The following is a 20464-nucleotide window of genomic DNA, read 5'->3' on the forward strand; positions in this document are numbered from 1 at the left end:
GAGGGCTCATGCTCCCTCGACGCCTCACCGCTCCGCCGCCCGGTTGGACGACCGACGCCGACATCGTTGTGATCGGGTCCGGGATCGCCGGTCTCGTGGCCGCCCTGCGCGCCCGTACGGCGGGGAAGGTCCTTCTCGTCACCAAGGCGCTCCTCGATGACGGGTCCACGCGCTGGGCGCAGGGCGGGATCGCCGCGGCGCTCCACCCTGGCGACTCTCCGGAGGACCACCTCACCGACACCCTCACCGCGGGGGTCGGCGTCTGCGACCCCGAGGCCGTACGCGTGCTGGTCACCGAGGGGCCCGACGCGGTACGCGAGCTGATCGCGCTCGGCACCGACTTCGACCGCGACGGGGAGGGCCACCTCGCGCTCACCCGCGAAGGCGGCCACCTGCGGCGCCGCATCGCGCACGCCGGCGGCGACGCGACCGGCGCGGAGATCAGCCGGGCCCTGCTCGCCGCGACCAAGGACGCCGGGATCGAGGTCATCGAGCACGCCCTGGCGCTCGATCTGATGATCGAGGACGGGCGGACGGCCGGCGTCACCCTCCACGTCATGGGGGAGGGGCAGCGCGACGGCGTCGGCGCCGTACGGGCCCGCGCGGTGATCCTCGCGACCGGCGGGCTCGGGCAGGTCTTCGAGGCGACCACGAACCCGGAGGTCTCCACCGGCGACGGCGTGGCCCTCGCGCTGCGGGCCGGGGCGCGGGTCGCCGATGTGGAGTTCGTGCAGTTCCACCCGACGCCCATGTGGCTCGGCCCGGACGCGCGTGGCCGCCAGCCGCTCATCTCCGAGGCCGTGCGAGGCGAGGGTGCCTTCCTGGTCGACGGTTCCGGCGAGCGGTTCATGACCGGCCGGCACCCGCTCGCCGACCTGGCCCCCCGCGACGTCGTGACCAAGGAGATCATGAAGCGGATGCGCGAGACCGGCGAGCCGTGCATGTACCTGGACGGACGCAACCTCGGCCCGCGCATCTGGGCGCAGCGGTTCCCCACGATCCTGGCGACCTGTGAGCGGCACGGCATCGACCCGGTCAACGAGCCGATCCCGGTGCTGCCCGCCGCGCACCACGCGAGCGGCGGCGTCCGTACGGACCTGTGGGGGCGCACGAGCGTCCCCGGCCTGTACGCCTGCGGCGAGGTCGCCTGCACCGGCGTCCACGGCGCCAACCGCCTCGCCTCCAACTCGCTGCTCGAAGGGCTGGTGTTCGCCCAGCGGATCGCGTCGGTACTGGCCGACGACACTGAGCGGGACGCCCCGGCGCCATCGGGGGCCGCCGGGGCGTCCACCCTCCTCGACCCCGGAATCCGGCCCGAGATCCAGCGGATCATGACGGCCGGCTGCGGCGTGCTGCGTGACGGCCCCGGCCTCGAACGTGCCGCGGCCGAACTGGCCGCACTGGCGAGCCGCACGACCGACCGCCCGTGCACGGAGGCCTGGGAGGTCACGAACCTGTACACCGTCGCCTCACTGATCGTCGCCTCGGCGCGGCGCCGTGAGGAGACGCGTGGCAGCCACTGGCGGTCGGACTTCCCCGACGCCTCCGACGAGTGGCGCGGGCACCTCGTCTCGGCGCTCGACGGCGACACCCTCACCACGACGTACGAACCCACGGAGAACCGATGAGAGACGCCACGCACACCTGGCTGACCGAGGCCGGCCTCGACCCCCAGACCGTGGAGGGCGTCGTACGCGTCGCGCTGGCCGAAGACGGGGAGCGCGACGTCACGAGCGAACCGATCTTCGACGCCGACGCCGCGGCCGGCGCCGACGTGGTGACGCGCCGCCCCGGCGTGGTCGCGGGCCTGCCGGTGGCCGCGCTGGTGTTCGAGACGCTCGGCCTCACGGTCAAGCCGCTCGCCGCCGACGGTGACCGGATCGCCGCGGGCGACGTGCTGCTCTCGGTCGAAGGGCCGCTGCTCGGGCTGCTGCGCGCCGAACGCACCGCGCTGAACTTCCTCACCCACCTGTCCGGCGTCGCCACCGTCACCCGGCAGTGGGCGGACGCCGTCGAGGGCACCCGGGCGCGGGTACGCGACACCCGCAAGACGCTGCCCGGCCTGCGGGCCCTGCAGAAGTACGCGGTGCGCTGCGGCGGCGGCGTCAACCACCGCATGTCGTTGTCGGACGCCGCGCTGATCAAGGACAACCACGTCGCGGCGGCCGGCTCGGTCACCGCGGCGTTCGAGGCCGTACGAGCCCCGGGCCTGCACGTTCAGGTCGAGTGCGACACGCTCGACCAGGTGCGCGAGGCGCTGGCGGCCGGTGCGACCGCGATCCTGCTGGACAACATGGGCATCCCCACGATGACCGAGGCCGTGGCCCTGGTCGCGGGGCGGGCCGAGCTGGAGGCCAGCGGCGGTCTTTCGTTGGACGGGGCCCGAGATGTGGCCGAGACCGGGGTCGACTACCTTGCCGTTGGGGCACTGACCCATTCGGTGCAGGCCCTGGACATCGGCCTTGACCTCAACCAGCGGGGACCGGATGCTGCTCACGATCGACGTCGGTAACACTCACACCGTGCTCGGCCTGTTCGAGGGCGATGAGGTCATCGAGCACTGGCGGATCAACACCGACTCCCGGCGCACCGCCGACGAGATCGCGGTGGTCCTCCAGGGGCTGGTGCAGCAGAGCCCGCTGCTGGCCGAGACCGACATCAGCGGCATCGCGCTGTGCTCGACGGTGCCGTCGGTGCTGCACGAGATGCGGGAGATGTGCCGGCGCTACTACGGCGACGTGTCCGCCGTGATCGTCGAGCCGGGCGTCAAGACCGGTGTGCCGGTGCGGATGGACAACCCCAAGGAGGTCGGGTCCGACCGGATCATCAACGCCCTGGCCGCGAACCACATCTACGGCGGTCCGGCGATCGTGGTCGACTTCGGCACGGCCACGACCTTCGACGCCGTCTCGCCCAAGGGCGAGTACGTCGGCGGGGCGATCGCCCCGGGCATCGAGATCGCGGTCGACGCGCTGTCGGCCCGCGGCGCGCAACTGCACAAGGTGGAGCTCGTCCGGCCCCGCAACGTCATCGGCAAGAGCACGGTCGAGGCGCTCCAGTCGGGCATCATCTTCGGCTTCGCCGGGCAGGTGGACGGCGTGGTCGACCGGATGTCGGAGGAGCTGGCCGACAATCCCGAGGACGTCACGGTGGTCGCCACCGGCGGCCTCGCGCCCCTGGTGCTGGACGAGGCCCGCACCATCGACGCGTACGAGCCGTGGCTCACGCTGATCGGCCTGCGCCTGGTCTACGAGCGCAACGTCAGCGTCTCCGGCTGATCAGTACTCGAGCTCGACGGTGATCTTGTATCTGTGCTCGACCGGTGAGACCTTCTCGCACTCCACGGTCGCGGTGCGCCCCTCGTGCTCCAGCCTCAGCGACCAATCGCCGGACTGGAAGCACAGCGCGACATCCTTCTCGGTGGTGCTGCCGCCGTTGTCACCGACCCAGTCGGTCACGGCCTTGACCGGGGCGGGAACACACGACGTGGCCAGCGGACAGTACGCCATGAACCCCACCCGGCGATAGTGGTTGTCACCGCCCAGCTCGAGACGATCGAAGCCGCCCTGGGGCATGCTCAGCGAGTCGGCCCACTGCCGGAGGTAATGGCTCGGCCGGTAGTCGACGGTGTAGTACGCGACACCGGCGATCGCGATGATCACCACGCCGGCGATGAGGAGGAGCGGGAGCAGCGGGCCGCGGCGTCGCCGGGCGGGAGGCCAGGGAGGTCCTGGCGGCCCGACGTTGGGAGGGCCGCCGAACGCCGGTCCCGGCGGCGGGGGTGGTCCCTGCGGCGGAGGTGGCGGTCCAGGGTGGGGCGGGAGGTTCATCGGCGCTGATGCTAATGACCGGATGCGCGATACGTCCCCTAACCACCGTCGTCACGTGCGTTTCTCATGTCGTACCGGTCGCATCGGCGGTACGGGGAATGCGTTCGCGAGGCGCTCGGGCCGATCGGTAGCCTTCTCACCGTGAGCGAGCCGAGCGAAGACCTTCCGGAGCAGATGCGGATCCGCCGTGACAAGGCGGAGCGCCTGCGTGAGAGCGGGGTCGACCCGTACCCCCTTGGATTCCCGCGTACGACCACGATCGCGAAGGTCCGCGCGGACCATCCCGACCTGGAGCCGGGCGCGTCCACCGGGGAGAAGGTCGGTGTCACCGGCCGCGTCATGCTGGCTCGTAACACCGGCAAGCTCTGCTTCGCCACCATCCGCGACGGCAGCGGCGACATCCAGATCATGCTGTCCCTCGCCAACGTCGGCCAGGAGGCGCTGGACGCGTGGAAGCGCGACATCGACCTCGGTGACCAGGTCGGCGTCGAGGGCGAGGTCATCACGTCCAAGCGCGGCGAGCTGTCGATCATGGCGGACCGCTACGTGCTCACCTCCAAGTGCCTGCGCCCGCTGCCGGAGAAGCACGCCGGCCTGACCGACCCCGAGCAGCGCGTACGCCTCCGCTACGTCGACCTGATCGTCAACGACGAGGCCCGGCGCATGGCCCGGCTGCGCAGCGACACCGTGCGGGCGATCCGGGAGTACATGAACGACCGCGAGTTCCTCGAGGTCGAGACCCCGATGCTCCAGCCGATCCACGGCGGGGCGTCCGCGCGGCCGTTCATCACGCACATCAACGCGTACGACATGGACCTCTACCTGCGGATCGCGATCGAGCTGTACCTCAAGCGGCTCGTCGTCGGCGGCATCGAGAAGGTCTATGAGATCAGCCGCAACTTCCGCAACGAGGGCGCCGACTCCTCCCACAACCCCGAGTTCACCATGCTCGAGGCCTACGAGGCGTACGGCGACTACGACACGATCGCCACGCTGACCCGCGAGATCTACCAGGCCGCGGTGGTGGCCGCGCTCGGCACGACCGTCGTGGTCCACGACGGCCAGGAGGTCGACCTCGGCGGCGACGAGTGGCCCAAGATCACGCTGTACGACGCGGTGTCGGGCGCGGTGGGCGAGGAGCTGACCACCGAGACGCCGATCGAGCAGGTGCGCAAGGTGTTCGACCTGCGCGGCCTGGAGTACGACCCGGCGTGGGGGCAGGGGCGCCTCGTGCAGGAGCTGTTCGAGGAGCTGGTCGAGCGCACGCTGATCCAGCCGACGTTCGTCCGCGACTACCCGCTGGAGACCTCGCCGCTCGCCCGTACGCACCGGTCCAACCCGCTGCTGACCGAAAAGTGGGACCTCATCGGCTTCGGCACCGAGCTGGGCACGGGGTACTCCGAGCTGATCGACCCGATCGAGCAGCGGCGCCGGCTCACCGAGCAGTCCCTCCTGGCGGCCGGCGGCGACCCGGAGGCCATGCAGCTCGACGAGGACTTCCTGCGCGCGCTGGAGTACGCCATGCCCCCGACCGGCGGCGTCGGCATCGGCATCGACCGCATGATCATGGCGTTCACCGGCAAGAACATCCGCGAGACCATCCTTTTCCCGCTGGTCAAGCCGGAATAGGCCCGAGATCACGCGCCTGCCGCGGCATGAACCGCCTCGATCCGGCGATACTGAGTGCGGTTCATGGGCATGCGCCGGACTTCGGCGCGGGGGGAGGAGGCGTCGTGGACGATGACCGGTCCGATACCCGTCCCTTTCCGGAGTCGGTGGCCGACCCCTTGCCGAGGGTCACGCCCGTCTCGCTGCCGCGTGAGCTGGGCGAGCTGACCCGGGCCCTGCTCACCGCCACCACGGTCGACGGTGTCCTGGAGCGCATCATCCTCGCCGCCCGCTATCTCATCCCCGCGGCAGACGTGGTCAGCATCACGCTGCGCGAGGAGAACGGGGACTACTACACCCCTGCCGAGACCGATGCGGAGGGCGCCGAGCTCGATCGCCGGCAGTACGAGACCGGGGAAGGCCCCTGCATCGACGCCGCCGATCCCGGCGGGCCCGCGTACGCCCACAGCGCCGACCTCGCCACCGAGTCCGCCTGGCCGGCCTTCGCCCGCGAGGCGACCGAGCACGGTTTCGCCGCGGTCCTGTCCACCGCGCTGATCACCGTGCCGGAGCCGCCGCCGTTCACCGCCGCGCTGAACATCTACTCCCGCAAGCGCGGCGCCCTGGGCGAGGCGGCCCGCGACACGGCGTTCCTTCTGGCGACGTACGCGTCGCTCGCGCTGGGTGCCCTCTACCGCGGCGCCGCCACCGAACGCGCCCTGAGCCGCTCCCAGGCGGACGCGGCCAACCTCCGCAAGGCCCTGGACACCCGCACGGTCATCGGCCAGGCGACCGGAATCTTGATGGCCCGCCGGCGCCTGTCGGCCGACGAGGCGTTCGACGTGCTCGTCCGCGCCTCGCAGAACCACAACATCAAGCTGGCCCACCTCGCCGAACTCCTCGCCCGCCACCCGGACACCGCCGACCGGATCTGAGCCGTGGAGGTGGACGGCACCCTGGGGCTGACGATGCGGCTGGCCGAGACCGGTTTCGGTCCCACGCTGGTCGAGGCGCTTGGGGAAGCTGTCCCGTGGCGAACGCGTCGCGTACGTCCTGCAGCGCCTGGAGGGCCTGACCACCGAGGAGACGGCCGCGGAGCTGCGGCGGATGCGCCTTCCCGTGGATGATGCCGTCATCGGATATGCGGTCGAGTCCGTCGATGCCGCGACCGAACTGGACCCGGACGAGCAGCGCGCGGCGATCACCGCTTTGGACGTGGGGACGGTCCCCGTCTCGCCGCGGTGGTCGCCGCGCCGAGGCCGGAGGCGGCCGGCCGTGCTCCTCGCGGGCGTGCCGGCGGTGACCGTGGCCGGTGTGGTGCTGGCGTGGCCGGTCAAGAAGGCCTCGCTGGAGGTCCAGACTGATCCGCGGACACACGCCCGGTGTGGCGGTCCGTGACGGCACGGAACGGCGTGCTCACCATGCCGGAGCGCAATGGGCGGCCTGTCACCGGACGCTGTTCCGCGTGTTCGTCGAACACGGCGCCCGCGGCGCCGATGTGTTCACCGGTCTGGACAATCCGCTGACGATGACGCAGGTCTCTTGGTCCTCGCCGCCCAGCGAGCCATCCGAGGGAGCGGATCTCGACACCCGCCTGGTTCGCGATGTCATCATCCGCGGCCCGAAGAACCACGAGTTCTACGGGCCGGAATGGCACACGAGCCTCAAAAGCTGATTATCTCCTCGCTCTGGCTCATCAGAAACCGCAATGTCCGTCGCGGCGCCAGGGCGCCGGTCGCCGCGTTCGGAATGGTGAGAGACGCAGCATTCTGGGCTCTGAGGCGTCTCTGGAGTATGAACACTGACGTGACGGCTCCCGTGCGGTCACCGGCGGACGTGGGCGAGTTGTATCGCGAGCATGCCCTCGGGCTGATCCGGTTGGCGATGCTCATGGTGGGTGATGCCCCAACCGCCGAGGACGTGGTTCAGGAAGCGTTTCTGGGTCTGCACAGCAAGCAGAACCGTCTGCGTGAGCCGGCGGCGGCGCTGGGTTATCTGCGGTCGACGGTGCTGAATCGCTGTCGTTCGGTCCTGCGGCGACGGGTGGTGGCCCGGCGGTTCCGCCAGCCGTACCAGCCTCCAGCGTCCTCGGCCGAGGATCGCGCGATCGATGAGCAGGATCGGCGGAAGGTCCTGGCCGCGATCGGCCGTCTTTCCCGCAGGCAGCGCGAAATTCTGGCCCTGCGCTTCTACTGCGACCTGCCCGAAGAGCAGATCGCCCGCACGCTGAAGATCAGCCGCGGCACGGTGTCAGCCACCACCTCACGAGCCCTCACCGCCCTCGCCGAACTTCTCAGGGAGAAGTCATGAACATCGAAGACCGCGTCCGCGATGCCTATACGCTCGTCGACGACTGGGGCCCCGCTGTCGCCCCGCCACTACGCCGTTCCGTGCGCCGTACGGCACGCCGCCGCGTGCTCCGGCTCGCCGTGCCGCTGACGGCGGTCGCGACCGTATCCGCCGGCATACTGGTCGCGGCTGCGGTAGACACCGCACCCAGCGATCGCACGCAGAAACCTTCACACTCCGCATCCGCGGGCTCGGCGCCTGGCGTGATGTCCCCGATCGCCATGATGCGGCCAGAACGCGACGATCAGGTGCAGATCTTCCTCTGCAACTTCACCGCCAACTCTTATGATCCCAATGACCACTGGTGCCACAGGCGGTCCGTCACACCGGCCGAGCGCGCCGCGATCGCCCGGGATCTGAAGAAGCGGGCAGACGTGCGCGACAGCGTCTACGTCTCACCGAGACAGGCATATGCCAGGGCCAAAAAGCGCTTCGCGCATACCGAAATAGGCGACGCCCTGCAGGTGAGTGACTTCCCGGCCTCATTCACAGTGACGGTCCGCAGATCGGCCGATGACGAGTCGATCGTCAGAGCCTTCACGGGAAAACCTGGGGTGTATGTGGTGCTGACACGTATATCGCCATCCCGTACACCTTGACGCCAGCGTCGAGCCACTCGCCGGTGCGCGGGACACCCGAGGTCCCGATCGGGGCGCTTCCTAGACTCGGGTTCATGCTCAGACTCGGATTCCCCGTGATCGGTGTGACCGACGTTCCGCGCGCCGTGGAGTTCTGGACGGCCGCGCTGGACCTGGTGCCCACGTCAGAGTGGGAGAGCGAGACGTGGAGAACCCTGGAGCACGCGGATGGGTCGGGCCGCGCGCTCGGGCTGATGCGCAGCGAGTCACCTGTCCAGGCGCATCCGCGCATCCATCTCGACCTGCTGGTGGACACGACGGCCGAGCAGGAAGCCGAGGTCGAGCGTCTGATCGGGCTCGGAGCCGGCAGGCTCGCCTGGGAGCTGTACCCACCGAACCCTGACTTCGTCGTCCTCGCAGACCCGGACGGCAACGCCTTCTGCGTCGTGGATCTGAGCCGGGCCCCGTCCGGCGCGGCGTGACCAGGACGAGCCGCTGGTTAGAAGATCCGTACCGGGAGTTCGGCGAGGCCGCGCAGGATGAGGTTGTCCTTGTAGCGCAGCGGGCCGGGCAGGAGCGCCACGTCACGGCGCATCAGGGCGGTCAGGGCGATCTGGCCCTCGATGCGGGCGAGTGGCGCGCCGAGGCAGAAGTGGATGCCCTGGCCGAACGCCAGGTGCCGGGGCGCCTCGGTCAGCCAGCGCGTCAGGTCGAGACGGTCCGGGTCGGTGAAGACCTCCGGGTCGCGGTTGGCCGCGCCGAGCAGCAGCATGACCGCCTCGCCTCGGCCGATCCGCTGCCCGGCGACCTCGGCGTCCTCCAGGGCGACGCGCGCGCTGAGCTGGACCGGCGGGTCGTACCGCAGCAGTTCTTCCACCGCGGCGGGAGCCTCGCCGGGGTTGGCGCGGAACCAGGCGAGCTGGTCCGGTGACCGCAGCAGCGCGAGGGTGCCGTTGGCGATGAGGTTGACCGTCGTCTCGTGGCCGGCGACGAGCAGCAGGACGCAGGTGGCGATCAGGTCGTCCTCGGAGAGCTCCTCGATGGCGACCAGTCCGCTCAGCAGGTCGTCTCCCGGAGCGGCGCGGCGCCGGGCGGCCAGCTCGCGGAAGTAGTCGCCGAACTCCTCGCGCGCCCGGTCGCGATAGGCGAGTTCGTCCGGAGGCACCACGAAGTCCGGGTCGAGGCCGCGGGCGAGCGCGTCCGACCAGTCCTTGAAGCGGTCCTCATCCTCCGGCGGCACGCCGAGCATCTCGCTGATCACGATGACCGGCAGCGGGTGGGCCAGGCCCGCGATCAGGTCGACCTCGCCGTCGAGGCGGGCCAGCAGGTCGTCCACGATGGCGGACACGCGGGGGCGCAGGCGTTCGACCAGGCGGGCGGTGAAGGCGCGGCTGACCAGGCGGCGGAGCCTCGTGTGCTCCGGAGGGTCCAGCGTGAGGAAGGACCGGGCCCGCCGGGGCGGCCGGCCGGAGAGCTCGTCGTCGCCGTGGCCGAACCTCGGGTCGCGCAGCACCTGCGTGCACACCGCGAATGAGGTCGACAGCCACAGACCGCCAGACGTACGGATCAGGGGGCCGCCCGCCCGCAGCTCGCGGTAGTGGGCGTACGGATCGGCGCTGAACTCCGGGGCGAACGGATCGAAGCCGAGGACGTCACGGACGCCGGGCTGCGCGTCGGTCATGGAGACCCCCAAATCTCTAGAGAAGCAGGTGGTGCGCGGAGTACTCGATGCGTTCGCGGGCCCGCATGAGCAGCGCGGGGATCTCGCGTTCGGCCGCCTCGGTCAGCCGGGTCGCCGGGACGGACACGCTGATCGCGTCGCGGGCGGGGCGCTGGAGGCGCAGGACGACGGCGAAGCAGCAGATGCCGGTGCTGTTCTCCTCGCGGTCGACGGCGTAGCCGCGTTCGCGGACGCGGCACAGCTCCTCGGTAAGCGCCCGGTGGTCGGTGATGGTGTGCTCGGTCTGGCGTTCGAGCTCGTCCGGGAGGCGTGGCTCCGGGCGGTCGGCGAGCAGGGCCTTGCCCAGGGCGGTGCTGTGCACGGGCACGCGGCGGCCGACGCGTACGACGGGCCGCAGGTCGTGGCGGGAGGGCCGGGAGGACAGGTCGACCACCTCGACGTCGTCGAGCCGGCCGAAGTGCACGGTCTCGCCGGTCGCCTCGGCGAGCCACTCCAGCGTCTCGTGCGCCATGCCGACCACGGGGTCGCCGTCGATGTAGGAGGCGCCGACGAGCAGGGCCCGCATGCCGATGCGGTAGAGCGTGCCGGTCGGGTCGGTCTCCACCCAGCCGAGCCGTACGAGCGTGCGCAGGAGGGCGTACAGGCTGCTCTTCGGATAGCCCAGCTCCTGCTGGATGGCCGTCAGGCTGTACATCCCGCCCTGACGGGCGAAGAAGTCGAGCAGCGCGACGGTGCGCATCGCGGACTTGACGCCCGGCCCGGTGGTGTCGGATGAGTCCATGCCCAGCCCCTCTAGAGCACCGACGTACGCCGTGTGCCACGCGAGATCCGGCGGTCACGCCGGAGCCGGGTCACAGCCTAGTCCGCTTCATCCCGCTTCAGATCTGTTCAGATATGCGAACAGTGGCTATGGTTATGGACACTTTGTGGCGACACCCTCGGAGGAACCCCCATGGCCAAGATCGTTCTTGACCACGTCGACAAGGCCTACACCAGCGACGTGAAGGCGGTGAACAACCTCAGCCTGGAGATCGCGGATGGGGAGTTCATGGTGCTGGTCGGCCCGTCCGGCTGCGGAAAGTCCACGGCCCTGCGCATGATCGCGGGCCTGGAGGACATCACCGGCGGCGAGATCTCCATCGGTGAGCGGGTCGTGAACGACCTCGCGCCGAAGGACCGCGACATCGCCATGGTGTTCCAGAACTACGCGCTCTACCCGCACATGACCGTCGAGCAGAACCTCGCCTTCGGCCTCCAGCTCCGCGGCACCTCCAAGGCGGAGATCAAGAAGCGCGTCGCCGACGCCGCCAAGATGCTCGGCCTGGAGCAGTTCCTCAAGCGCAAGCCCGCCAACCTCTCCGGTGGTCAGCGCCAGCGCGTCGCGATGGGCCGGGCGATCGTCCGCGAGCCGCAGGCGTTCCTGATGGACGAGCCGCTGTCCAACCTCGACGCCAAGCTCCGCGTCTCGATGCGCGCCTCGCTCAACCAGCTCCACGAGCGCCTGGGTGTCACGACCGTGTACGTCACCCACGACCAGATCGAGGCCATGACCCTCGGCGACCGCGTCTGCGTGCTCCGCGAGGGCGTCCTGCAGCAGGTCGACACGCCGCAGAACCTCTTCGACAGCCCGGTGAACCTGTTCGTCGCCGGCTTCATCGGCTCGCCCGCGATGAACTTCGTGAACGCCGAGCTGGTCCGTGAGGGCGGCGGGGCCCGGGTCACGTTCGCCGGGTACGAGCTGCCGGTGCCGGCCGAGACGTTCACGAACAAGCCCGGCCTGGAGGACTACACCGGTCAGTCGATCATCCTCGGCATCCGCCCCTCCGACTTCGAGGACGCCACCCACGGCGGTCAGGACTGGCCGACCATGCAGGTCAGCGCCGACGTCACCGAAGAGCTCGGCAGCGAGATCAACGTCATCTTCACCATCGACGCGCCGCCGGTGGAGCACAAGGACACCGCCGACCTCGCCAAGGACGAGGAGGACGAGGACAGCGCGATCCCGCTGACCGACAACAAGGCCCTGTGGACCGCCCGCGTCAACGCCCGCTCGCACGTGCGTCCGGGCCAGTCGCTGGACCTGGCCGTCGACACGAGCCGCCTGCACTTCTTCGACGCCGAGAGCGGCCTGGCCATCGGCCACCCCGAGGCCGCCGAGGTCGAGGCCGTCAGCGCCTGAGGCCGCCCCCAAGCCGAGGCCGTCAAGCGCCTGATCTCCGCGCCTGAGGGGGCGGTCCGCCGAGGACCGCCCCCGCACGGCCTCCGCCGCGCTCTTGGTGCCTCCGTCGATCAGCACCGCCACGGGTGCCGCCGGGTCGGCGAGGCGATGCGCGTTGGGTTCCGGCGACATCGGGTGGGCACCGAGGTGAACGACGCCGTTCCGCAGAATCGTTCGCGGCCCGCGTAAGCGCGTCGCGCCGCAACGTGGGCCAGTCCACCCGGTCTCGCCACAGAGCCTGGCGTTCGAGCAGGTCGAGCAGGTCGAGGACGCCGCGGAGGTACTCCTCCGGAGACCCGCTCAGGCGGAATCGCGGACGACCAGCGACGGAGAGAGCACCAGCCCGCGATGCTCGTGCTCCTCGGCGCCGGCGGCACCGACCTCGGCGTCGGCCTCGGCGACGGCCAGCTCGGCGGCGGTCCAGCCGAGCTCGTGCCGCGGCTGCCGTACGGTCGTCAGCGGCACCACGGAGGTGCCGGCCAGCTCGATGTCGTCGTAGCCGACCACGCTGATCTCCTCTGGCACCTTGACGCCCGTGCGCAGCAGCGCGTTGACCAGGCCGATCGCCAGCAGGTCGTTGGCGCAGAACACTCCGGTCGGCAGCGGGTCGAGCTCCAGCAGCCGCCGCGCCGCCTCCTTGCCCGACGCCGGCGTCAGGTCGCGCTGCACCAGCGTGGTCAGGTCGTCCTCGGACACGCCCGCGCGGCGAGCGGCGGCCACCGCGCCGGCGTGCCGGTCGGTGATCGGCTCCGAGCGCAGCGGGCCGGTGACGATCGCGAGGCGGCGGTGCCGGGCGGTCAGGTGGTCGACGGCGAGCTCACCGCCCGCGACGTGGTCCACGCGGGTCGAGCAGACTCCGTCGTACGCGCGGCGGTCGAGCACCACGATGGACAGGCCGCGGTCCCGCAGCTCGGCGATGCGCTCGGCGTCGAGACCGACCGGCGTGATGATCACTCCGCTGACGCGTTGTTCTTCGAGGAAGTCCAGACAGCGGCGCTCCTTGGCCGCCGAACCGTCGCTCGTACACCAGAGGGCGTCGAAGCCGTCGGTGTTCATGGCGGCCTCGGCGCCCTGCGCGAGATCGGTGAAGTACGGGTTGCCGAGGCTCTCCAGGACGACGCCGAGGGTGCGGCTGCGTCCCTGGCGGAGCTGCCGGGCGCTCTCGTTGCGTACGAAGCCGAGCTCGCCGATGACGGCGCGCACGCGTTCACGGGTCGCTTCGGCCACCAAATTTGGCCGGTTTAGGACATTCGAAACTGTCCCCACGGAGACACCTGCACGCATCGCCACATCCCGGATGCTGACGGGCGGCACGCTGTCTTCCTCTCGACTTACGCGGTTTTCGCAGGTTAATGGCTGCGAACAACTGTTTCCGAGGTGTTATGTAGCGAGCCGCTTTCATTCGGCCACGCAACGTAACATTTGAACGCTTGACGGTCCGGATCCGGCCGCCTAGCGTTCCGGTTCGAAGCCTAGCTTGAAACGATTCACGATCTTTGCCGGGATCGTTGTCGAAGGGATGGGGGCGAGAAGCGCACCGATGACCCCTCCCGAACTCGTGGATCCCGGTCCCGGTCGCACCACCGGGACGTTTCTCCGCGCACCCGGGTTTACGTCCCTTCTCGCAATCTCAACGTATGAATCGTTACTGGAGTTCCCGCGCCGCGCAGCCGAATCGGCTCCGACGGCCACCTCCGGTCAAGCGCGTCAGGCCTACCCGTGCCCATGCGGCGCCCCGCCGCATCCCCGTAGTCATCACCAGGGACGAGGGAGGACGGAGTGGAACAGGCCACACTGACACGCCGTGGCACCGACGATCCGCGTCTGAGCGAGGACGAACTCCGGTTGCTCGCGCAGATCGCCACAGGTGTCACCGCAGATGTGGCAGCGCGGAAACTCGAACTCAGCGCGCGGACGCTACGGAGGCGACTGCGAACGATATGTGACCGGCTCAATGTGAACACCCCCATCGAAGCCGTTGTGTGGGCGGCACGACGGCAACTCATCTGACTTCCAGTACGTGAGCGCCCCGGGGGGGTATGGGGCGCCCGCGGGCCACGGTCGGGCGTCCGGCGGCTAGGGTCACCTGTTTGTGGAGACAGCTATCCGCCGGGCCCGCGCGACGGACGTCCGGGCGATCCGGCGGCTGGTGGACCTGTACGCCGGCCCGGGCCGGCTACTCGCCAAGCCGACCGTGACGCTTTACGAGGACGTCCAGGAGTTCTGGGTCGCGGAAGACTCGCGGACCGGCGCCGTCGTGGGTTGCGGCGCGCTGCACGTCATGTGGGAGGACCTCGCCGAGGTCCGTACGGTAGCGGTGGACCCCGCCTGCCGTGGCCACGGAGTGGGGCACCGCATCGTCGCGCGCCTCCTGGAGACGGCGCGCGAACTCGGCGTCCAGCGCGTCTTCTGCCTTACCTTCGAGGTGGCCTTCTTCTCCCGGCACGGGTTCCGCCGGCTGCAGGGCAGCCCGGTGGCGCCCGAGGTGTACGAGGAGCTCCTGCGCTCCTACGACGACGGCGTGGCGGAGTTCCTCGACCTCGACCGGGTGAAGCCGAACACCCTGGGCAACACCCGCATGTTGCTCCACCTGGAAGGCGAGCGATGAGCGACTACGAGCCGGTCGAGGAGCTGACGCTGGCGCCGGTCATCCGCCGCGCCGGCGCCCGGGTCATCGACGCCGGCTTACTGGGCATCGTGGGCTTCGCGCTGATCCTGCCCTTCATGGTGGCCGCGGTGGGCCTGGACGAACCGGGCAGCCACGGAAAGGACTCCTCCGTCTGGTCGGGGCCGGCCCTGTTCGGCTGGATCCTCGTCGTGGGCCTCCTGCCGTTCGCGTACGAGGCGGTGCAGCTCGCCCTGTGGGGCCAGACGCTCGGGAAGCGGATCATGAGCCTGCGGGTGCTGGCCGAGAGCGGCGAACCGCTGCGGCCGGCGCAGGCGGTCGGCCGCGCGGCCGTCAACAACCTGCTCTACCTGTTCGGCTGCGGCGTCGGCACGCTCATGGCCTACCTGTGGGCGATCTGGGACCAACCCCTGCACCAGGCCCTCCACGACCGGCTGACCGCCACGGTCGTGGTCGACGATCGGGAGTTCGAGACCGGCGACGGCGGGCTGACCGGCACGATGGTGATCGACCGTGAGCGACGACCGGGAGTATGAGACCGAATGACGTATGAGGCCGTGCTCGCGGAGCCGTCACAGCGGCTGGTCGCGCGCCTGGTGGACACGCTCATCGTCGGCGTCCCCCTGGCCACCGTCGCCACCGAGATCTTCCCGCGCGAGACCGCGCAGACCGTAGTCGCGCCGATCGGGTTCGCCGCGGTGTTCCTGGTGTACGAGGTCGTGCAGCTCGCGCTCTGGGGCCGTACGGTCGGCAAGCGGCTGACCGGCATCCAGGTGATCTCGGCCGACGGCGCGCGCCTGCGCGTGAGCCAGGCGCTGGTCCGCTCGGCGATCTACTCCCTGCCGCCCGCGGCCCGGCCGGTGCCGGTGCTCAACGTGCTCGCGGGCATCTTCTGGCTCGCCGAGATCGGTCTGCTCTTCGAGGGGGATCACCGCCAGGCCCTGCACGACCGCGCCGCCGGCACGCTCGTCGTCGACGTGCGGCCCCGCGCGGCCCGGCCGCCCGAGGCGGAGGAGCCCGTCTCCGGCGAACCGGCGCCCGAGGAACCCCCCGTCACATGAGGCGGAGCTGCTGGTCGCGCGGCCGGCGGCGAGCGGCCTGCTCGGGCCGGGTGACGTACTTGCCGGGGATGCCGCGCAGGAACGGCGACGGGTCGCGGCGCCGGGAGCCGGACAGGTAGAGCGACGACTGCGCCCGCGTCATGCCGACGAAGAACAGGCGGCGTTCCTCGTCCTCGTCGGTGTCGGGCAGGCGCATCGGCAGCAGGCCGTCCTCGCACCCGACGATGAACACCACCGGGAACTCCAGGCCCTTCGAGGCGTGCAGGGTCAGCAGCGCGATCCGGTCGGCGCGCGGGTCGAACGCGTCCACCTCGGCGCCCAGGGCCAGCTCGCCGAGGAAGGTCTCCAGGTCGTCGCCGCAGCGTACGGCGAGCGGCGTGAGCAGCTCGGCCGCCGTGCGCAGGACCGTCTCGTCGTGCAGCTCGGCGAGCGTCTCCACCGCCGCGCGGATCCGCGCGGTCAGCTCGCCGCCGTGGTGCCGCAGCTCGTGCGCGATCTCCCGGACGCCCGGCCGTCTCACCAGGCGGTCGTGGGAGCGCTTCTGGTACGGCATGCCCGCGCGGGTCAGGGCCTCCATGACCGGCTCGGCCTGGGCGGAGGAGCGGTAGAGCACGGCGATGTCGGAGAAGTCGAAGTGCTCGTCGTGGTGCCCGTCGGACCGTCCCGAATCCAGCGAGTGGAACGACGCGCCGCCCAGCAGCCGGTCGATGGTCGAGGTGACGAACTCCGCCTCGGCCTGCGCGTCGGCGCTCTCCTGCACGACGATCAGCCGCTCGCCGGGCCGCTGCGGGTCCAGGATCCGGTCCGGTACGAGGCTGGTGGCCCGGATGGCGGCCACCGCCCCGTGCACGATCGCCGGGGCGGACCGGTAGTTGCGGGTCAGCAGCACCTTCGTGGCCGCGGCGAAGTCGCCGGCGAACCGCAGGAAGAAGCCGACGTCCGCGCCGCGGAAGGCGTAGATCGCCTGGTCGGGGTCGCCGATCGCGGTGAGGTTGCCGTCCGCGCCGGCGAGCAGGCGGAGCAGGGAGTACTGCGTCTCGTCGACGTCCTGGTACTCGTCCACGCTGATCCACGGCCAGCGCTCACGGTAGTGCGCGGTCAGGTCCGGGTCGGCGCCGAGCAGCGCCACCGGCAGGCGCAGCAGGTCGGCGAAGTCGGCCAGGCCGCGCTCGCGCAGGCGTTTCTCGAAGGAACCGCGCGCCTCGGGGTCGCCCGGGCCGCCCGCGCCGTCGAAGCCGGAGAGGAGCCGCCGCGCCTCCTTGTCGGAGCCGGTCATCTCCCGGGCGATCTCCAGCCGCTCGGTCTCGTCGGCGATGCGGAAGTCCGCCGGCAGGCCGGCGCGCTCGTGCTGCTCCCGCAGGATCAGCGCGCCCAGGCCGTGGAAGGTGGTGACGGTGAGGCGGGCGGCACGGCCCGGCAGCAGCGCCTCCAGGCGCTCGCGCATCTCGTCGGCGGCCCGGCGCGTGAAGGTGATCGCCAGGCACCGCTCCGGCTCCACGTCACGCTCGGCGACGAGGTGGGCGATCCGGTGGGTCAGCGTCCGCGTCTTGCCGGTGCCGGGACCCGCGATGATCAGTAGCGGGCCGCCCGGGTGCGCGGCGGCGACCCGCTGATCGGGGTCGAGGCCGTCGAGGATCGAGGAACCCTCATCGGCCTCGGCGGCCTCGGCGGCCTCGAGGATGTCCTGCTGGCCCTCCATCGGCGGCTCGGGAGGCGCGGCGGCATCGCCGGGAGCCTCCTCCCGCGGGTCGTCTTCCGGCGCCGGCGGCCGTACGGGCCCGGCGGGGCGTACGGGCTCGGCGGGAAGGTCGAAGAGCCCGGTGTCGTCCGGGGCGCCGAGCAGCCCGACGGCGCGTTTGCCCTCGCGGCGCAGCTCACCGGGCGCGAACAGGCGGATCACGCCGTACTCACCGTCGAACCCGGCCTCCCTGATCACGTCGCCGCGCCGCAGCCGGCCGATCGCCTCGGCCAGCAGCTCGCCCCCGGCCGCCCGTACGTCGTCCAGGGGGACGTCGTCGAGGATCGACAGCTCCGGGCCGAGCGTGGAGACCAGCTCGGCGATGTGGCCGAGCACGGACTTCGAACGCGGGCCGACCCCGCGGATCTCGCTGACGATCTCGGGCAGCGGGATGAGGTTGCGAAAGTCCGCGGCGCTCTCCGGCCGGCGGCCCTCCGGATGGGCGGCGAGCTCGTCGACCCGGGAGAGCACGCCGACGGTGAGCGGGCGGCCGCAGGACGGGCACCGGCCGCCGTGAGCCTTCGTCTCCTCCGGCTCCAGGCGTACTCCGCACTTGCGGTGACCGTCGAGGTGATACTTGCCCTCCTCGGGGAAGAACTCGACGCTGCCGCCGTACCCCTGCCCGGTCTCCAGGGCGGCGCGTACGGCGTAATAGTCCATCTCCGTGGCGAACATCGACGCCTCGCGGGCAAGCGCGGGGGGTGAGTGCGCATCTGAGTTGCTCACGAGGCGGTAGCCGTCGAGTGAGGGCACCCGCCAGTTCATCAGCGGATCGGAGGAGAGGCCGGTCTCCACGGCGAAAATGTGGTCGGCCAGGTCGTCGTAGCAGTCGGCCACCGCGTCGAAACCGGACTTGGAGCCGAGGACCGAGAACCACGGCGTCCACACGTGGGCCGGGACCAGGTACGAGCCGGGGTCGCTCTGCAGAGTGATCTCGAGCAGGTGGCGCGAGTCCAGACCGAGTATCGGCCGGCCGTCCGACGCGAGATTGCCGATCTTGGCGAGCGCGGTGGTGATGCGTTCGGCCGCCTCGAAGGACGGAGAATAAAGGAGATGGTGTACCTTCCGCGTGCGTTCACCCTTTTTGTAGATGGTCGAGATCTCCACCGAGAGCAGAAAACGAACCGGTTGGCGGCAGGCGGGCGGTAGTGTTCGGCTCACTCGGCGTTCGAGGTCGGGTCGCAGCCGGAACAGCCCCGGTTCTGCGGGCACGAGGTTCTCCCGGAGCTCGTCCATCCACGCGGGGTGGGTGAAATCGCCGGTGCCCACGAGCGACACGCCTTTGCGACCCGCCCACCACGCCAGGTGTTCAAGGTCACAGTCCTTGCTGCAGGCGCGGGAGTACTTCGAATGGATATGAAGGTCCGCGTAGAACGTCACGTCGTCGCCCGTCGTCTCTCGGATCGCGCTGGTGCCGCATTGGATCCTGTCATGCTCCGGGCCTTAAGATCGCCGGATCGCGCCGACCGATGGATTCCACGGCGCATGTTCGCTGCTCATGATCCCCAGGTCGGCGCGTGTGCCTGCCGGGTTGCGCATTCCGCGGTGGTCGCTGCCTGTTAAGTGCCGGTACGTGAGGGTTATTCGAGCGATACGTGGGCGCAGGTGCGGACGAGGCCCCTGTACTTTTCGGACAGGGTGGCCGTCCGGCGCGCCGTCACGCTCCGCGCTGGGGTCCGGGTGGCGGAACGACTCACCCCAGCGTATCGATGCCCCGTCCAACGGTCGCCGGATGAGCCTCCGACCGGCCCGTAGGACCGGATGTCGCGGAGCGGCCGGGCCGAAAGCCGGGGCGGTGTGTGCGCCGCATGCGACTGCGGGACAATTCAAGGGCAGGGGCCGTGTGCGCCCAGTCCGCTTGGGCGAGAGCTTGGGTGACCTCTTGGGTGACAGGTCCGATAACGCGAGAACGGAAGGCATGGGCCGATGTGGAACGACCTTGCGGCGCTCGTCCCCCCTCTCACGGTGGCCGCCGTGTTCTTCGCGGGCGTGTTCTGGGTGGTGCGGAGAGAGATGGGCGGTAAGCGGAGGCGGGAAGACGTGCCGGAGAAGCGCAGGGCGGGGCAGTAAGCCTCCCGCTGCCCGCTGGATTGCCGGTGATTACGCACCGTAACGTGCGTGCTAAACTTCCAGCGTTGGAATTGTCATCGGGAGCCACGGAGGTATATCTTTGGCAACCGAATGCAGTTTGCTCCGGTGAAAGGTCAGTCTCCATGGCAGAGCAGATCATTAAGCGCCTCATCGACGACATCGATGGGGGGGAGGCAGAGGAGACGGTCCAGTTCTCTCTCGACGGCGTCCCATATGAGATCGATCTGAGCGCCGCCAACGCTAAGAAGGTGCGGGATTCCCTGGCGCCGTTCGTGGAGCACGCCCGCAAGGCCGGCGGGGGTGCCGCCGGTGGCCGCCGGCGTCGGAGCCGCGCGGCGTCGAGCCGCGAGCGCAGCGCGGACATCCGCGCGTGGGCGAAGGCGCGTGGCATCAAGGTCAACGAGCGTGGACGCATCCCGGCGACCGTCGTCGAGGAGTACGAGCGCGCGCACTGATCGAACACAGCTCCGGTGAGTGGCCCGTCGCCCGGCCCCAGGGGGCGGCGGGCCGTTCGCTTGCGGCGTACGGGGAACATCGCGGCCCCGAGCGGTAGTTGGATGAGGATGAACGGGCTTGCCCAGGGGAACGTCTTCCGTTGGGACTACCGAGTGGCGGCTTCCGTCGGGCGGGCTAGCATGCGGAAGGACAGAGTCGGACATTCCGGCTACTGCCCAACCGCTCTGT

22 protein-coding genes are annotated in these 20464 nt (G+C 70.4%); 17 read left to right on the forward strand and 5 right to left on the reverse strand.

Annotated elements, in window-relative coordinates:
* Positions 1-8 precede the first annotated feature (8 nt).
* From ABEA10_RS51390 to ABEA10_RS37130, 3 genes are read left to right on the forward strand one after another with little or no spacing between them, the layout of a single operon-like run.
* Positions 9-1628 carry an L-aspartate oxidase gene (locus tag ABEA10_RS51390; protein WP_425551010.1) on the forward strand — a complete coding sequence of 540 codons (1620 nt, stop codon included), beginning with the start codon at positions 9-11 and terminating at the stop codon, positions 1626-1628.
* Positions 1625-2512, forward strand: a complete 888-nt coding sequence (nadC, locus tag ABEA10_RS51395) for a carboxylating nicotinate-nucleotide diphosphorylase (protein ID WP_425551011.1) — start codon at positions 1625-1627, stop codon at positions 2510-2512. The genes ABEA10_RS51390 and nadC overlap by 4 nt, the downstream gene beginning before the upstream one ends.
* Positions 2487-3278, forward strand: coding sequence for a type III pantothenate kinase (locus ABEA10_RS37130; RefSeq protein WP_329245546.1), 792 nt, complete (start codon positions 2487-2489; stop codon positions 3276-3278). Before nadC ends, ABEA10_RS37130 begins: the two co-directional genes overlap by 26 nt.
* Here the strand turns inward: ABEA10_RS37130 and ABEA10_RS37135 are convergent, their stop codons facing one another.
* On the reverse strand, positions 3279-3665 hold the full coding sequence (locus tag ABEA10_RS37135) for a hypothetical protein (protein WP_345472094.1): 387 nt from the start codon (positions 3663-3665) through the stop codon (positions 3279-3281).
* Positions 3666-3971: 306 nt separating this feature from the next.
* On the opposite strand from ABEA10_RS37135, the gene lysX reads away from it, so the two are divergent.
* From lysX to ABEA10_RS37170, 7 genes are all read left to right on the forward strand, one after another.
* Positions 3972-5459: a bifunctional lysylphosphatidylglycerol synthetase/lysine--tRNA ligase LysX gene (gene lysX, locus ABEA10_RS37140; protein ID WP_329245541.1), complete on the forward strand. Its 1488-nt coding sequence runs from the start codon at positions 3972-3974 to the stop codon at positions 5457-5459.
* A gap of 104 nt (positions 5460-5563) precedes the next feature.
* Entirely contained in the window at positions 5564-6373 is an 810-nt protein-coding gene (locus tag ABEA10_RS37145; protein WP_345472096.1) for a GAF and ANTAR domain-containing protein, read from the forward strand.
* A 79-nt stretch (positions 6374-6452) separates the two neighbouring features.
* Positions 6453-6836: a hypothetical protein gene (locus ABEA10_RS37150; protein WP_345472098.1), complete on the forward strand. Its 384-nt coding sequence runs from the start codon at positions 6453-6455 to the stop codon at positions 6834-6836.
* 67 nt (positions 6837-6903) lie between these two features.
* Complete coding sequence (locus ABEA10_RS37155; protein ID WP_345472100.1) at positions 6904-7113, forward strand: hypothetical protein; 210 nt, start codon at positions 6904-6906, stop codon at positions 7111-7113.
* A 131-nt stretch (positions 7114-7244) separates the two neighbouring features.
* Entirely contained in the window at positions 7245-7748 is a 504-nt protein-coding gene (locus ABEA10_RS37160) for a SigE family RNA polymerase sigma factor (protein WP_345472102.1), read from the forward strand.
* The gene (locus tag ABEA10_RS37165) at positions 7745-8386 is read left to right on the forward strand and encodes a permease-like cell division protein FtsX (protein ID WP_345472104.1); all 642 of its coding nucleotides are present in this window, start codon (positions 7745-7747) and stop codon (positions 8384-8386) included. The genes ABEA10_RS37160 and ABEA10_RS37165 overlap by 4 nt, the downstream gene beginning before the upstream one ends.
* A 74-nt stretch (positions 8387-8460) precedes the next feature.
* Positions 8461-8847, forward strand: a complete 387-nt coding sequence (locus ABEA10_RS37170; protein ID WP_345472106.1) for a VOC family protein — start codon at positions 8461-8463, stop codon at positions 8845-8847.
* A gap of 17 nt (positions 8848-8864) precedes the next feature.
* Here the strand turns inward: ABEA10_RS37170 and ABEA10_RS37175 are convergent, their stop codons facing one another.
* Together ABEA10_RS37175 and ABEA10_RS37180 are read right to left on the reverse strand one after the other, a co-directional pair.
* Positions 8865-10046 (reverse strand): cytochrome P450, encoded by a 1182-nt coding sequence (locus tag ABEA10_RS37175; protein ID WP_345472108.1) that lies wholly within the window; start codon positions 10044-10046, stop codon positions 8865-8867.
* A 16-nt stretch (positions 10047-10062) separates the two neighbouring features.
* Positions 10063-10827 carry an IclR family transcriptional regulator gene (locus ABEA10_RS37180; protein WP_345472110.1) on the reverse strand — a complete coding sequence of 255 codons (765 nt, stop codon included), beginning with the start codon at positions 10825-10827 and terminating at the stop codon, positions 10063-10065.
* A gap of 171 nt (positions 10828-10998) precedes the next feature.
* Here ABEA10_RS37180 and ABEA10_RS37185 point away from each other — a divergent pair, with 171 nt between their 5' ends.
* A complete protein-coding gene (locus ABEA10_RS37185) occupies positions 10999-12225 on the forward strand; it encodes an ABC transporter ATP-binding protein (RefSeq protein ID WP_345472111.1) in 1227 nt (408 codons plus the stop codon).
* Between the two features lie 339 nt (positions 12226-12564).
* On the opposite strand, the gene ABEA10_RS37190 is transcribed toward ABEA10_RS37185, so the two are convergent.
* Entirely contained in the window at positions 12565-13578 is a 1014-nt protein-coding gene (locus tag ABEA10_RS37190; RefSeq protein WP_345472113.1) for a LacI family DNA-binding transcriptional regulator, read from the reverse strand.
* Between the two features lie 465 nt (positions 13579-14043).
* On the opposite strand from ABEA10_RS37190, the gene ABEA10_RS37195 reads away from it, so the two are divergent.
* The 4 genes from ABEA10_RS37195 to ABEA10_RS37210 all read left to right on the forward strand — a co-directional run bounded on the left by ABEA10_RS37195 (position 14044) and on the right by ABEA10_RS37210 (position 15951).
* Positions 14044-14274, forward strand: coding sequence for a LuxR C-terminal-related transcriptional regulator (locus ABEA10_RS37195; protein ID WP_285578311.1), 231 nt, complete (start codon positions 14044-14046; stop codon positions 14272-14274).
* A 76-nt stretch (positions 14275-14350) separates the two neighbouring features.
* Complete coding sequence (locus ABEA10_RS37200) at positions 14351-14872, forward strand: amino-acid N-acetyltransferase (protein ID WP_329263096.1); 522 nt, start codon at positions 14351-14353, stop codon at positions 14870-14872.
* On the forward strand, positions 14869-15426 hold the full coding sequence (locus tag ABEA10_RS37205) for an RDD family protein (RefSeq protein ID WP_345472116.1): 558 nt from the start codon (positions 14869-14871) through the stop codon (positions 15424-15426). The genes ABEA10_RS37200 and ABEA10_RS37205 overlap by 4 nt, the downstream gene beginning before the upstream one ends.
* Before the next feature lie 6 nt (positions 15427-15432).
* The gene (locus tag ABEA10_RS37210) at positions 15433-15951 is read left to right on the forward strand and encodes an RDD family protein (RefSeq protein ID WP_345472118.1); all 519 of its coding nucleotides are present in this window, start codon (positions 15433-15435) and stop codon (positions 15949-15951) included.
* Here ABEA10_RS37210 and ABEA10_RS37215 read toward each other — a convergent pair.
* Positions 15944-19069: a UvrD-helicase domain-containing protein gene (locus ABEA10_RS37215; protein ID WP_345472119.1), complete on the reverse strand. Its 3126-nt coding sequence runs from the start codon at positions 19067-19069 to the stop codon at positions 15944-15946. The two genes, ABEA10_RS37210 and ABEA10_RS37215, sit on opposite strands and share 8 nt — an antisense overlap.
* Before the next feature lie 546 nt (positions 19070-19615).
* Between ABEA10_RS37215 and ABEA10_RS37220 the strand changes: the two genes are divergently transcribed.
* Together ABEA10_RS37220 and ABEA10_RS37225 are read left to right on the forward strand one after the other, a co-directional pair.
* The gene (locus ABEA10_RS37220; protein WP_329245519.1) at positions 19616-19759 is read left to right on the forward strand and encodes a hypothetical protein; all 144 of its coding nucleotides are present in this window, start codon (positions 19616-19618) and stop codon (positions 19757-19759) included.
* Between the two features lie 143 nt (positions 19760-19902).
* A complete protein-coding gene (locus tag ABEA10_RS37225) occupies positions 19903-20235 on the forward strand; it encodes a histone-like nucleoid-structuring protein Lsr2 (protein ID WP_345472122.1) in 333 nt (110 codons plus the stop codon).
* The last annotated feature ends 229 nt before the right edge of the window (positions 20236-20464 follow it).

Origin of the sequence: Actinoallomurus oryzae, assembly GCF_039541955.1 — a bacterium.
Taxonomy (GTDB): domain Bacteria; phylum Actinomycetota; class Actinomycetes; order Streptosporangiales; family Streptosporangiaceae; genus Actinoallomurus; species Actinoallomurus oryzae.